Raw genomic sequence first — 15,663 nt, forward strand, 5'->3', positions numbered from 1 at the left:
GTTTATTAATTCGTATCATCTAAATTTAAATGGCTATCAATTTGCCAGACCAAATAGGTGCCTAAACTCATTAAAACAAACATCGTTAGTCCTAGCTTCATCACTGGGTTCGCAGGTATCAGATTTAAGAGTAAACCACCAAAAATTCCCACGGCAAACATTAAAGAGCCTTGTAAAGCGCTCGCCATACCTGCACGATGCTTTTGAAATGCCAATGCAATGGCAGCGGCATTTGGCTGTGTAAGCCCTAACCCAGCAATACAAAAGAAAATACTGGCTAGAACCAAAGGTAGCCAAGCCTGAGCGCCATAAGTTGCACCCAGTAAAAATAAAACAGCTGAAGCAATTACCTGCATTAACGCACCAAAACGCAATAAATTCACTAAGCGAAAGCGATTTGTTAACCACTGATTGACCTGAGTCAAGCCAATAAACCCTGCGGCATTCATACCAAAGATGATGCTAAACTGTCCTTCAGTCAGCCCATAACCGTCCATAATTAACTCAGAAGCAGCACTGATATAAACAAACATTGACCCCATCAATAGCCCTGCTCCAATAGCAGGATAACCAAATTTAGGGTCTTTTAATAAGTCCCAATATTGATTTAGTAATGTACTAATCGGTCGGTAGTTACGATTTTCAGCAGTGAGAGTTTCCGTAAAAAAGAACTTCGTCAGTAATAGATTAAATACCCCAAAACCTGCCAAAAACCAAAAAATAGCATGCCAATCAAAAAACTGTAGTAAAAAAGCTCCCAATGATGGTGCAAGAATTGGTGCAATACCCATCACCAATATCATGATAGAAAACGCCTTTGCGGTCTGTTTTGGTGGCAGTGTATCACGTATCGCAGCCCGTGTTACCACTGCTCCAACACAAGCTCCGAGTGCCTGTAACGTACGTCCAGCAAATAAGACATACTCGCTGTTGGTCGTTGCACACACAACAGAGGCAATAACATACACTGTCATACCAAAATATAAAGGCTTTACACGACCTACCCGATCACTTAATGGACCATAAAATAGTTGACCAACCACTAATCCCACAAAATAAGCTGGGACAGAATTTGCAATGACAGCCGTTGTTACACCAAAGTCCTTCGCCATTGAAGGTAACGCAGGCAGGTACATATCAATAGATAAAGGACCAATGGCAATAATCAGTCCCAGTATCATCACCCATACTACTGGAAATTTAGTAGGTACAGAAGGTGCATCAGAAGTAGGAGATGCTGTAGATTGAGAAGGGTCTATCTGAGTAGGTATCTCAGTAGATTTTTTAGAATCTTCTAAAGGCATAAAGCAAACCTAAGAGTATTAGCGTTTATCAATTGGTTGTCTACTGCCTATCTAATAAAAGCTATGATGGCATATTAATGAAACTGACGTTGTCGAAAAGTGGTGGCGGCATCTTTTGCTTTTTTTAGGGCAAGCTTACGGTTATAGCCCAGCATTAGCTTTAACTGCCACATTTTTTCTTGATATAAAGTACATGCTGACTGCGCATACATACGATTAATCACTCGCTTACTTGCCAGCACAGCATCAGGAGAGCGACTCAAAAGCTCATCAGCTAACTGCTGTGCATGTGCCATTGGCTCAGTATCAATATGAGTGACCAACCCTAGCTGCTTTGCCTCATCACCCTGAATAATGCGCGCACTCATCGCTAGCTCTTTGAGGACATCTGCACCAACCACGCCCAAGGCAGACTGAGTCAGCCCCATATCAGGCACCAGCCCCCATTTGGCTTCCATCACCGCCAACTGACACTCTGGCGTTGCAATCCGAATATCTGCTGCCAATGCCAACTGTAGCCCTGCACCCAGACAATGCCCCTGTAAAGCAGCTATCACTGGTACAGGCACATCACGCCAAACAAGGCATACTTTTTGAAAAAGACTTTGCCACGGCTTAATCAACTCCCAAGCAGCAAATAGCTGATTTTTAGGATTATTCAAATCACTCAAGTCTAATCCAGCACAAAACGTCTGCTCAGCACCTGTCAAAATCACAGCACGAATGTCTTTTTGTTGTCTTATTTGCTTTGCAACGGCAATCAGCTCATCAACCATCGTAAAACTCATCGCATTTTTCTTATCAGGGCGATTGAGCGTAACGGTCAAAACCGCATCACTTTGCTGTAGTGCTAATGTCTGATAACTATGCTGGGTAACTTTCTTCATAAATGTCCTATTATTTATTCATTAGTGATACTCATGATGTCATCAAAATACTGAGACAACATTGAGTTAAATCATTTTCCATGTCATATCATTTTCACTAAGCTTATGATAGCTCAGCTCTTTATACTCTGTAATATCCAAGTCTTGTAAGCGATATAACGCCTCAAGTAATGCTTCATACTTGGGTTGTAGCATGGTAAATTGGGCTGGTGTTGTATGTTGCACATTCAGTAAGCACTTATCCTCAAAGTCCTGACTATACTGGCGTAACTGTGGTACACCAGTATAACGACTTGCACCTAATATACGATGTGCAATTTGTGCCAACTCAGCCCTATCATGCTCATCCCAAGCTGCTTGCAAGGCCTTTATTTCATCCGTAACAGAATCTATCATCATTAACGCCAGTTTGGCTGCCAATTCAGGTTTATTTGCCGAGCGAGTCAGCGCATCTTGCCAATCAAATACCGCTAAACTTTCTTTATCATCCTTTCTGGATTTCTCATCTTTTCTGGTATTACTGCCAGATTGTACTGCTATCCTAGCCTTATTAGCATCACCCTGAAGATTGCTTGACTTCCCTAATAATGACTCTGTCTCTGTCAGGGAAGCTAAGCGAGGTTCTTGCGCCAGCTTATTTGCGTCATTAGACTCATGACCCAACCACTTTTGCAAAATTTGTAATAACTGTGGCTGACTGATGGGTTTCCCCACATAGTCATTAATGCCAACTTTCATCAACTTATCACGCTCATCAGACAGTCCATGTGCGGTTAGTGCAATAATAGGTATCTGCTTTCCTGATGTTTCAATTTTACGAATTTGTTGTGCAGCTTCATGCCCTGACATACGTGGCATTTGAATATCCATAAAAATCAAATCAATCCGCTCTTTTTCAGCACCACTGGCTTGCTGTTTACTAATGACTTCAATGGCATCAAAGCCACTGCTTGCAGTGATGACTTTTATACCCAGCTCTGTTAATAAAGCATCTAGAACCAATAAGTTAGGCAGATGGTCATCAACTGCCAATACTTTGATGCCTTGCCAACGAGGTGTATCAACAACCACTTGTTGTCCACGACTTTTTCTATCTAGCATGGCATATAATTGGCGCTTATCAAGTGGCTGATATAATGCACGCGCCCGATAACGGGTCAACAGGTTGTTATCCAGAGCAATTTGATAACCAAACATCGCCAGCTTACCTTGGTAATGCAAGCGAATTTGTTTAAGTAAGGCGGCCATGTCTTCTTGAGCTTCACCATTGCCACCATCAACGATTACCCAATCCCACGCATTATTTTTCTCTTTTAACCACTCTAACGCACCTGCCAAAGAGCTGGCCTGTGTGACTGTCACATTCAGGGGACGTAGATAGGCGCTGAGTACCTGATGACTGGCAAAGTGCTCAATCCATATCAATACTTGCAAGGGATTATCAATATTATCGCTCAATGGACGCAGTTGCGGTAAAGACTGTCTTTTTTGGCTATCTTCTTTTTCAACTGCTTCTAGTACATCTAAGTTAGCAGGAAGTGTAAACCAGAACGTCGATCCTTTTTGAGTCAGCTTATGACCATTATGTATTAAGTCTCTGGACAAGTTTTGATTAAGCTGTGCTTGCTCATTATCATAAAAGCCAATATGTCCACCCATCATACGAGTCAATTGCTTTGAGATGACCAGTCCTAATCCTGTTCCACCATACTGCCGAGTGATGGAAGGATCACCTTGACTAAAACTACGAAATAACTGTTTTTGCGCAGTCTCAGAAATACCTTTTCCTGAATCCTGTACAGTAATTAGCAGTTGATTATCCATCGGTTTTGTATTACGTCCAGTAGTCATCATCCCTTCATCAAGACTAACCCGAACCACGACCTCACCCATATCTGTAAACTTAATCGCATTACCCACCAAATTAGTCAACACCTGCTTGACTCGTAACGCATCGCCAATAATATGTTGTGGGACATCATCATAAAACATCACTGCCATGCGCAATCCCTTTTCAGCTGCTACAGGAGAGAGCATATCCATCACTTCATATATGGCTTCATATAGATTAAACTCATGCTTATCTAAGACCAGCTTACCTGCTTCAATCTTTGAAAAGTCCAAGACATCATTCACCAGCGCCAATAGATGTGCTGAGGATTTACGAATGGTTTGTACATATAAGTCTTGCTCAGCAGATAAGTCGCCATGCCGAGCCAAAAGATTGATAAAGCCATCAATACTATTTAGTGGTGTGCGCAGCTCATGACTGATATTCGCTAAAAAAGCAGACTTTGCTTGGCTGGTAGAAACTGCCGCATCCCGAGCATTTCGTATCGAGATATTTTGCATTTCCATCTCATCAAATGCTAAGCGTAAATCATCTTCCGTCTGTTCAGCATGATTTTTAAGATCTTGAAAGCTTGAGTGAATCCGCCGTAGTGCTTTAACTAGGTCTTGTTGTAATTGATTCAGCTCACCGCTAGACTCTACCTCTATAGGCTGATATAAGTTTTCGGTGGTTAAGCGTTGCAAGTACAGGCGCATTTCATAAACTGGCGTTATCCAGCGTTTAGCATAAATATTTAGGCTTAATAACAACATCAAAATAGTAAATAAGCCTGTGACTACCAGTGCTAAAATAATGCGATAACGAGCAATCAGTAACGGCTCATCATCCATATCCACAAACAACCAGTATTTTTGCTGACCATACTCACCAAGTAAGCTACCATAGCCTGTTCCTGTTGATGTTTTCAAACTCTCAACATAGGTGCTACTGGTTGGAAATATTCCCCAAGGACTATCTTTTTTATAGCCCGTACTAATCAATACTTCCCCCGCCTCACTAATAACAGCAATACGTTGCAAATGGTTTTCTTTATTAATATTGGCTAAGATTTGTTGGAAGCGATTAATGGTTGCCTGTTGCTCTTCTGATATTGAAGCATCATCGTCATTCTGCACACTATGATTACTATCTGATGTTGATGTAGAGGCTAAGGTTTTTTGTTCTTGGGGTGGCGTTGATAAATGTGGCAACCAGTCATCAGACAACCCGTGCGAAAGGCTATGTATCTGCTCTTGGTTTTGACTACGCTCATCTTCTATGTGCCTCTGTTCAACCAATATGGGCATCATCTGCTGCACGATGGGTTCATAGCGAATAAGCGCTGCCTCAGCCAATGCCCTTTGCTCTGAGCGGACGGCTTCATTAGTCTCAGAAAAGACCAGTATCGCACCGACACCTGCCAATACACAGATGGGCAGAAACACCAATAAGATCAACTGCCCATATGCACTACTAAAATCAAAGCGTTTTTTATAAGCCATTATCTGTCCATAGAATCATTACTCAGGAATATCTACCGCTTCAATCAGCTGCAAGTCGGCACTAGGGTCACTCATAATACGCATTGAATGCTTTTCAATCGTCTGCTCAAAGACTGTTCTCACGAAGCGACCATTACCAAAGTGTTCATCTCTATACTGATAAGCTTGTGTAAACATATCCAAGGCTTTTTGGCGTGCGTCTTCACTAAGCTGATATAACCCTTTTTCGCTAAAATGAATAAAGATCTGTAACAACTCTTCTGGCTGATAATCTTCAAAATCCACAATACGGGTAAAACGTGAACCAAGTCCGGGGTTTGACTTGATAAACCGTTGCATGGGCTGGGTATAACCGGCAACAATCACTGCAAAACTATCACGATGATCTTCCATCTGTTTTAGTAAAGTATCGACTGCCTCCTGCCCAAAATCACTACCTGCTTTAATCAAAGAATAGGCTTCATCAATAAATAATACCCCACCCATTGCTTCCTTAATTTTTGCTAAAGTTTTGGGCGCTGTTTGTCCGATATATTCAGCAACCAAGTCTGCTCTATCTGTTTCTATCACGTGATAAGCATTCAGTAGACCCAAACCATAATAAATCTTACCCATAATACGAGCGACGGTGGTTTTTCCTGTTCCCGGATTGCCAGTAAACACCAAATGCAGACTGATGGGCAATGCTGGTAGGTTAGCTTCTTTGCGACGCTTTTGTGTCTGAATAAAATTAGTCAACTTATGAATTTCATATTTAACATTCTCTAGCCCAATCAAGGCAGATAGCTCCTGCATACCCTCATCCAGCATTTTTTCTCTTTGTGCTTCTTTATCATCCAGCTCAATATCCATATCTGCAATGGCTGCATCAACATCTTGTTCTTCTATCTTATAATTATCCTGACTGCTTGTATCATACTTACTTGAATCATAGTCATTAGCAATGCCTTGATGAAAGACTCTTAAACTTAATGCTTCATATATTTTACTAAACAATGTGCGTACTTCTCGTGCATTACCAAAGCTGTCATCACGACTTTGATACATGGCTTCAATCACCGCTTTAACTTTCAGTCTTCCTTCCTCAGAGATATCAAAACACTCTTGCTCACGGATTTTTTCAAAGATTTGCATCAACTCTTCGGCATTATAGTCCTCAAACTCAATCATGCGTGTAAATCGAGACTTCAACCCAGGGTTTGACTCAATAAAATTTTGCATTGGTTTGGTATAGCCTGCAACAATCACTGCAAACTCATCACGATGATCTTCCATCTGTTTTAATAAAGTATCAATGGCTTCTTGCCCAAAATCATTGCCACCTTTTGCTAAGGTATAGGCCTCATCAATAAATAAGACACCACCCATTGCTTGTTGAATTTTGGATAAAGTTTTGGTGGCTGTTTGCCCAATATAGCCTTCCACCAAGTCCGCTCTATCCACCTCAACGACGGTATCTTCTGGCAATGCACCCAAGCTATAGAAAATTTGCCCCATAATACGAGCGACGGTGGTTTTGCCTGTACCTGGGTTGCCTGTAAATACTAAGTGCCAACTCATCACCGAGCTAGTAATGCCTTGCTCTTTACGACGCTGCTGAAAATTGACAGATGCAATGATTTTCTTAACTTCATCTTTTACACTTTTAAGTCCAATCAACTCATCTAGTGCTTGCAAGTTTTGTCTAAGAAGCTCATTTTTACTATCTACATCTTCACTTTTAGAGAAATGAGACTCCATATCTGTCGCAATATCATCAGGCTGTGGTGCTAAATTATCTTCCGTAATATCGCCAAAGTAGCTAGATATACTGCCTTTGGATAAAAATATTACCTGACCACCATTATCTTCAATATAACGCCTATCCTCTAGAACATGACCCAGTACTTCTACCTTGGACTGTTCTGAGGCATAAATCAAATAGTCATTACTTGGAAATGTACAGTCTTCTATACGTATGTAGCTATCTTTCATCGCTACCCAAGTATAGACATTAGGAGTGTGTTCAAATTGACACGCCACAACATTTGCCTTGGCGTTATTTTCTACAGAAACACAAGCAACACTACTTAACTCATAAAACTGGCAGTGATTCACTATCACCGTAGCATTATTACAAGCAATACTGGCTGCATCACCATTAAACACAGAGTCATAAATCTCTGCGGTTACCTGATTTTCCAAGAATACAGCAGGATACTGCGCACTACTCCACTGGCAATCATGAGAGATGACATGACAAGCACCTGATACATTAAGCGCATTGGTGGTGATATTGCAAAACTGGCTATGGCTCATCTCGATAGGTGTATGTCTAACACCTATGGCAGGAAAGTTCTGAATATCGTTGAATGAGCATTGTTCAATAACCAACTGCTCACTGCCGATAACCTCAATACCCACAGCTTCCGTAATATGCTCAAACCGACAGCCTGTAAAATGTACTTGTCGTGATTGCTCAGCAAACAAAACGGAGAATACTTGGTCAAATACACAGTCAGTGACTGACAATGCCATTTGCTGATGTAAAATAAAGGCAGGATAGCCCTGTACCTGATAATGACAGCAATTAATCGTAATGCGACAGTCACCAACCCCATTTAATGTATTGGTCTTGATGTCTTCAAAATGACAGTCATTTACCGTAATACTTGAGTTATCCACCCAGATAGCACACTTAAAGTGCAACTGCTGAAACTTACTCTTTTCAATCAGCACATCACTACCAGCAACCACACTCAATGCACTGCTATTATGAATACCAACAAACTGACAGTCTTTTATCACCAGCTGAGACTGTTCACAAAAAATATTGCTCTGGTTTCCCTCAAAGCCACATGAATCAATTTGAGCATGAACGCCTGCATGAAATGCCAAAGCTGGAAAGTTTAGTGATTCATACTCACAACCTAAAATACTAAGCTGGCTATTTCCTACCGCTTTGATGGCATTGCTATCATTATGGGTAAATTGGCAATGGCTAATATTAAGCTGTGAACTTTCAATATAAATGGCAGGCATCTCAGCTTGTTTATCAAACACAGTGTGCTCAATATATACTTCACTTCCAGCACCCACAGTCACACAGTGATTATTTAATCCAAGAAAATGACCATTACTTATCTGAATGTATGAACCAACAGCACTGATACCTAATGCCGATACTGCTCCTGTATTAAAAAAACAACACTGTTCAAACACAATCCTAGCATTATTAGCCAAGATTAACTTCTTTTCTCCTTCATCTTGAAGCTTTGAGCTATTAAAGCGAATCTGCTTAAACACACATTCAGCCAGCTCAACAACAACTTCCCCTGTTATAGTTGCAATATCGTCTTCATTCTCAGAAAGAAATGTAACACTCTTCGTAATTGTGGTATTTAATTGATATTGTCCAGCAGCTAACTGAATGTAGTCTCCATCAGTGGCTCTCTCTAACGCTTTATCTAGGGTTAGAGATAGAAAACCGTTACCTACTTTCAATGTCTTCATTAATTTTCTCAGTTTAATGTACTATTTACGATGAGTCAGATGAAATATAGAGTCTGAATATCAGAGCATATGTATTTCTCCTAAATGATTTAATGTGTTACAGCTATCCTCTAGCCGACTGCAAAATGTTATAATCCACCTCATTATAGTCAATCCGTAACCATCAATCCAATACATATATTCTAGTACATATGTATATCGTTACTTTATATATGGGCAATGTAGCAATGTATCCAAATGCCCAAAACACACATTGAACATACTGAGACATGACTACCATGACACAAAATGACACTGCAACTAATAAGCAATTATCAAACTTCACTTCACAAATCACTACCTTATCAGACTGCGTGGGTAATACACCTTTAGTCGCTCTACAGCGTCTGCCCCAAAGTGAAGGGATTGCGAATAGTGTTACTTTATTAGCCAAACTTGAGGGCAACAATCCTGCCAGCTCAGTCAAAGACCGTCCCGCTTTTAATATGATATTGCAAGCCGAAAAACGTGGCGACATCAAGCCGGGTGATACCTTAATTGAAGCAACCAGTGGCAATACAGGCATTGCTTTGGCGATGGTGGCTGCCATGCGTGGCTATGAGATGATTTTGTTTATGCCTGCCAACTCAACCCAAGAGCGTAAAGACGCGATGGCAGCGTATGGGGCGACATTGATTGAAGTCGATGGTGGCATTGAGATGGCACGTGACCAAGCCGAACAAATGGCAGCTGAAGGCAAAGGCATTATCCTAAACCAATTTTCTAACCCTGATAACAGTGCCGCCCATTACGAAACCACAGGTCCTGAGCTGTGGCAACAAACTGACGGTAAGATCACCCATTTTATCAGCTCAATGGGGACAACAGGCACCATCTCTGGCACAGGAAAATACCTAAAAGAGCAAAACCCTGACATTCAGGTTATTGGTTTGCAACCTGATGAAAATGCCTCAATAGCAGGGATTCGCCGTTGGTCACCAGAATATCGCCCTGAAATCTTTGACGCCAGTGTGGTTGACCGTGTGATTGATGTCAACCAACACACCGCCGAAGTATATATGCGTAAACTTGCCAAAACCGAAGGTATTCTGGCAGGGGTATCATCAGGAGCCGCTACTTGGGCAGCCTTACAAGTTGCCAAACAAATCCAGCAGGACAATCCCAATGCAGTGATTGCCTTTATCGTCTGCGACCGTGGTGACCGTTATCTATCTACAGGGTTATATAGTGTGAATGATGATGAATAACTCTTATAACAACTCACGCTTTAACTTGCCAGAGCCTATCTTAATTTTTGATATTGAGACCATACCTGATGTGGACTCTGGCAAACGCTTATACCCACAGCTTACCTCATTATCAGAGGCAGACGCTCTTACCGCCTTGATAGCCATCCGTCAGCAGGAGGCAAACAGCACCTTTATGCGTCTGCCATTGCATAAAATTGCCTGTTTATCTTTATTATGGGTTGATAGCAAACAGCAACGATTTCGCCTAAAGTCGTTTGCCTTAAATGAGCATAGCGAGGCTGAGATTATCAGCACCTTTTTTAATATTTTTGACCCTGAAAAAGACCTCAACAAACTGCCTGATATTGTCAGTTGGAATGGTAGCGGTTTTGATATTCCTGTCATGCAATACCGAGCCATGCACCATAAGCTCACCGCCCCTGCCTTTTTTAATGACAAGTTCCATGATGGCTACAAATACAACAACTACACCAACCGCTATCATACCCGTCATATCGACTTGATGGATAAATTATCCATGTATGGGGCATCGACCCGTCAACAGCTTGATGTGGTCGCAAGCCTTTGTGGTCTGGCAGGAAAACAAGACGTTGATGGCTCAATGGTGGTGGACTTAGTACAAAACCAAGACTGGCACACACTGACTACCTATTGTGAAAGTGATGTCATTAATACATGGTTACTGTATTTACGCTGGCAATTATTGCAAGGCACACTCACCCCCGACAGCTTTGAGCAGTGGCAAGCCCTTACCCAGCAATATTTGCAAACTCTGACCAATACTGACGGTTCATTAACCCATCAAGGATTTTTGGACAGTTGGCAAATGTAATTGATATCGTATTGCAACCAGCCAAAATTAACCCTTTAAAATAACTTTTTTTCAGTTATCATACGCACAGCTTTTAGCTAACACATTTACTCACCCTAACAAAAGCCAAGCCATCATGATTGACAGCCCAGCCCCTATGACCAAAACAGCCCCGACCCCACCTGCACACCATGCAAAAAACATCACCCTACCCCCCAGCAAGAAAAAATCCAAGCCTTCTGCTCGGGTACGCAAACGCTTAAAAGACGCTGACCCCGTCACCTTTGACATTGATGGGCTATCGCATGATGGACGTGGCGTGGCAGTGTATGGCTCACAGCCTGAACACCAAAGCGACAAACATGGCAAAAAAGTCTTTGTTAGCTTTGCCCTACCTAATGAAACGGTCAAAGTACAGCTTACCAATAGCCGAAAAAGTTTTGAGGAAGGTGACGCAATCGAAGTGATTGCCAACCCCAATCCTGAACGGCAAACACCCCCTTGTCCACATTTTGGCGTTTGTGGCGGTTGCTCACTGCAACACTGGCAAGCCGATGGGCAAATCAAATTTAAACAATCCGTTTTAGCCGAACTGTTACAACATCAAGCCGACATTGCCCCAGAAAACTGGCTTGCCCCCATCATTGGCGACCGTCTAGGCTACCGTACCAAAGCCCGTATGGGTGTGCGTTATGTGGTGAAAAAAGACACCGCTTTGGTTGGCTTTCGAGAACGCTCAAGCAACTTTCTTGCTGAATTAAACGAATGTCATATCCTTGACCCACGCATTGGCTTTGAAATCGAAAATCTAAAACAGCTCATTACCACCCTTGAGGCTCGCAACCATATCGCCCAACTAGAGCTGGCAATGGGAGAGTATTTGCCTGATTTACCTGATGGTAATCAACCTGTCGCCCTCATTGTCCGCCACCTTGAACCGCTAACCGATGCTGACATTAACAAACTTAAAGCCTTTTTTACCGAGCGTCAATGGCAACTGTATCTACAGCCTAAAGGGGCAGACAGTATCCAGCGAGTACAACTAACCGATGATGACAACATGAGCCAGCAGTTTGGGCGTTTGTACTATCAACTGCCTGACTTTGACCTGACTTATGAATTTATTCCTACCGACTTTACCCAAGTTAATCTATCGGTTAATCGTAAAATGACCAAACTGGCTTGCGACTTATTAGAGCTAAAAGCAGGTGAACGGGTGCTAGATTTATTTAGCGGTTTGGGGAATTTTAGCCTACCTTTAGCACGATTAGTCGGAGAAACAGGTAAAGTAATTGGCGTAGAAGGCTCAGATGCCATGACCATTCGTGCCAGCGATAACGCCAAACGCAACGGACTGACCAACACCGAATTTTATAGCCAAGATTTGACCCAAGACTTCTCCGAACAAGTCTGGGCAAAACAAGGCTTTGATGCCTTGCTAATTGACCCGCCTCGCTCTGGTGCGTGGGAAGTCATGCAATATCTACCTAACTTTAACGCCAAACGCATTGTCTATGTCTCTTGCAACCCTGCCACCCTTGCTCGCGATACCAAAGCCCTACTTGAGCAAGGTTACAAACTTACTCACGCAGGGGTGATGGATATGTTTTGCCACACAGGGCATGTGGAATCCATTGCACGCTTTGAAAAAGTAGAATAGACAAAACTGACAGATAAAAACAAAATAAGTGGCTTAATGGTAATGGATAAATCTAACCTACCTCATTATCCTGCTTATTTTGTTTTTACTATTCAAAAATGGCATTAATAAAAAGCCTTGAAATTGATCGTTATCATCACCATCTCTTAGATGCAACATACATTTTCCTAACATTCATTCACATCAATAACCTTGAACTCATTTCTGAGTACAGTTAGTATAACTATTTAGAATAATTGAATGCTAAACTTATGAATATTATGGCAACCCTATCTTTAAATATCTAAATATCATGTTCCAAACACAAGTAAAAATGATAATAACATTCATATAAATAGCCACAAAACTAGCAAGTTTAGTATTGAAAAAGCATTAGAATGAATATACTTATATAAGTTACTGCCCCAAAGGAGTAGATAGTGGTCAAAATTCGGGAAGGTCTTCCCCTAGTTGATGGACAAACCGCCTCAGAGGATAGCGCCAGTTTAGCTGCTCAAGCCATTGCCAACCAACGAGCGCAGTGGCATAGCTTAACGTCAAATATTCATGAAGATGTCAAAAAACAGCTTAGCACCACCAAGCTCACTACCAAAATAGACCGCTCTCAACCTTTAGATGACTCAGATATTGCATCTAGCCCAGACGGCGATAGTGATTATGGTGCTCATGAGATTATGATAGATTTACCCGCTTGGCTTACTGCTGTTGCACAACGGGTAAATATGACCGAAATACCTCAACTTGCTGAGGCCTGTGAGCTTATACAAGCCCAAACTCACACCAGCCTTAGTGAAAGTCAACGCTCAAGTGCCTATCTAACAGGGATTGGCATGACGGATATTCTGACCTATCTATATCAGGATGTAAACGCCTTGATCGCAGCCATGCTCTATCGTGCTGCCCGTATTGAACTGGTATCATTAGAACAAATTCAAAAACATTTTGGCGATGATGTAGCTACCCTAGTAGATAATACACTAGCTATGGGAAGACTGTCCGATAGCCTTGAAAATAACAAACGCCTAGAAGATCACTTTGTTAATAATCAACGTGAACAACTCTCGCATATTTATAGCATGCTGATATCCATGACCAATGATGTTCGCGTTGTACTTATCAAGCTTGCTGAGCGCACCTTTGCCATGCGTGAGTTATCATTTGCCACACCAGAGAGACAACAACGTGTCGCACGTGAAGTCATGACCATTTATGCACCACTTGCACACCGGCTTGGTATTGCACAAATCAAATGGGAACTTGAAGACTTAGCATTTCGTTATCTTGCCCCTGAGCGTTATAAAGAAATCGCCAACCTGTTATCTGAAAAACGCAGTGAGCGTGAAGCATATATTGAACGTGTCGAACAACAGCTCATACAAGCACTAGATAATGCCGGCATCATGGGAGAAGTAAGCGGACGAGTCAAACATATATACTCCATTTATCGCAAAATGAAGCTCAAAGGTCTTTCCTTTGGGCAACTGTATGACATCCGCGCATTGCGTGTACTCGTAAATACCACAGCAGATTGCTATCATGTTTTGGGGTTAGTACATGGTCTATGGCGACATATTCCTGATCAATTTGATGACTACATTACTAATCCCAAATCAAATGGTTATCGCTCACTACATACTGCCGTCATTGCTGAAAATAAATCCTTAGAAATTCAAATTCGCACCCATGATATGCACTTTGAAGCTGAATTAGGTATGTGTGCGCATGTTAACTATAAAGAGGGATTAAAAAATAAAAACAATCAATATATTAATCAAAAAATCAGCTCTCTACGCCAACTATTAATTTCTAGTGGGGATAATAAACTCCTAAATCCCGACAATGACCCAGAAAATATTAATAACGAGCAACAAAATCTTGATGAAGAAGAACAAGCTGTTGATTTTAGTGAGCTAGAGCGCATTTATGTTTTTAGTCGTGATGGAGATATCACTGAGCTTCCAAAAGGAGCCACTGTCCTAGATTTTGCCTATTATGTACATACCCAAGTTGGCAACTGCGCACAAGCCGCCCGTGTTAATCAACGCTACGTCCCTCTCACCTATCAGCTTAAAACAGGTGAACAAGTCGAAATCATCACCAAATCATCTCGTGAACCAAATCGAGACTGGCTTGTCCCATCTCTTGGTTATATTCATACCAATAGAGCACGCTCAAAATTACGGCAATGGTTCAATAAACAAGACCGAGATAAGAATCTAGAGATAGGTAAGCAGATGCTTGCCAAAGAATTAGGGCGTCTCTCTGTACATCCCAATAGTGTTAATTTAAACAACTACACCCAATATTTTAATGCTAACAATGCCGATGATATCTTAGTTGGGTTGGTCACTGGGGATATTGGAATACACCAGCTCACTGGGCATATCTCACGCGAACTTGACCTAGCCCCGGAGCAAGACGAACAAGACTTTACACCCAGTGTCCATCCTAGAGCTACAGGTCGAATTGATGCTTATAAAATACGGGTTGATGGACTAGATAATATTGAGTTACGCTTAGCTAACTGTTGCCAACCCGTACAAGGTGAACCTATTGCAGGTTTTGTTACCCTAAGTAATGGCGTCAGCATTCACAATAGAGGCTGTCCTGAATATGCACGCCTCATTGAACGAGAACCTGAACGAGAAATCCGTGCAGCGTGGATTGCCCAAAACACCAGCTATCAGCCTGTTGAAATCTGTATAGAAGCATATGACCGCAGAGGTCTGTTACGAGACCTAACGCAAGTTATTGATAATGAAAGTGTCAATATCCGAGGTGTTGGTACACATAGCGATGAAGATAACATTGCCTATCTAAAGTTCCAAATAGAAGTAACAGGATTATCTCAACTATCCAAGCTACTAGCGAAACTAGAACAACAGCCCGGAGTAATTCATGCCAGACGAGCTGTATAAATCCTCAT

General features: G+C 41.7%; 7 protein-coding genes and 1 pseudogene. 4 read left to right on the forward strand and 4 right to left on the reverse strand.

Annotated elements, in window-relative coordinates; all coding sequences use genetic code 11:
- Positions 1-5: 5 nt before the first annotated feature.
- The 4 genes from FHK88_RS03820 to FHK88_RS03835 form a co-directional block, all read right to left on the reverse strand.
- Entirely contained in the window at positions 6-1,181 is a 1,176-nt protein-coding gene (locus tag FHK88_RS03820; RefSeq protein ID WP_227429482.1) for a multidrug effflux MFS transporter, read from the reverse strand.
- Between the two features lie 197 nt (positions 1,182-1,378).
- Entirely contained in the window at positions 1,379-2,191 is an 813-nt protein-coding gene (locus FHK88_RS03825; RefSeq protein WP_227429447.1) for a crotonase/enoyl-CoA hydratase family protein, read from the reverse strand.
- Positions 2,192-2,257: 66 nt separating this feature from the next.
- Entirely contained in the window at positions 2,258-5,524 is a 3,267-nt protein-coding gene (locus FHK88_RS03830) for a response regulator (RefSeq protein ID WP_227429448.1), read from the reverse strand.
- An 18-nt stretch (positions 5,525-5,542) separates the two neighbouring features.
- A complete protein-coding gene (locus FHK88_RS03835; protein WP_227429449.1) occupies positions 5,543-9,016 on the reverse strand; it encodes an AAA family ATPase in 3,474 nt (1,157 codons plus the stop codon).
- A 278-nt stretch (positions 9,017-9,294) separates the two neighbouring features.
- On the opposite strand from FHK88_RS03835, the gene cysM reads away from it, so the two are divergent.
- The 4 genes and pseudogenes from cysM to FHK88_RS03855 all read left to right on the forward strand — a co-directional run.
- Positions 9,295-10,263 carry a cysteine synthase CysM gene (gene cysM, locus FHK88_RS03840; protein WP_227429450.1) on the forward strand — a complete coding sequence of 323 codons (969 nt, stop codon included), beginning with the start codon at positions 9,295-9,297 and terminating at the stop codon, positions 10,261-10,263.
- On the forward strand, positions 10,250-11,098 hold the full coding sequence (locus FHK88_RS03845; RefSeq protein WP_413680431.1) for a 3'-5' exonuclease: 849 nt from the start codon (positions 10,250-10,252) through the stop codon (positions 11,096-11,098). The genes cysM and FHK88_RS03845 overlap by 14 nt, the downstream gene beginning before the upstream one ends.
- A gap of 136 nt (positions 11,099-11,234) precedes the next feature.
- The gene (gene rlmD, locus FHK88_RS03850; RefSeq protein ID WP_227429484.1) at positions 11,235-12,737 is read left to right on the forward strand and encodes a 23S rRNA (uracil(1939)-C(5))-methyltransferase RlmD; all 1,503 of its coding nucleotides are present in this window, start codon (positions 11,235-11,237) and stop codon (positions 12,735-12,737) included.
- 662 nt (positions 12,738-13,399) lie between these two features.
- A pseudogene (locus tag FHK88_RS03855) lies at positions 13,400-15,655 on the forward strand (RelA/SpoT family protein); the annotation flags it as partial.
- Positions 15,656-15,663 lie beyond the last annotated feature (8 nt).

The sequence above is a fragment of the Psychrobacter sp. I-STPA6b genome, assembly GCF_020662265.1.
Classification (GTDB): Bacteria; Pseudomonadota; Gammaproteobacteria; order Pseudomonadales; family Moraxellaceae; genus Psychrobacter.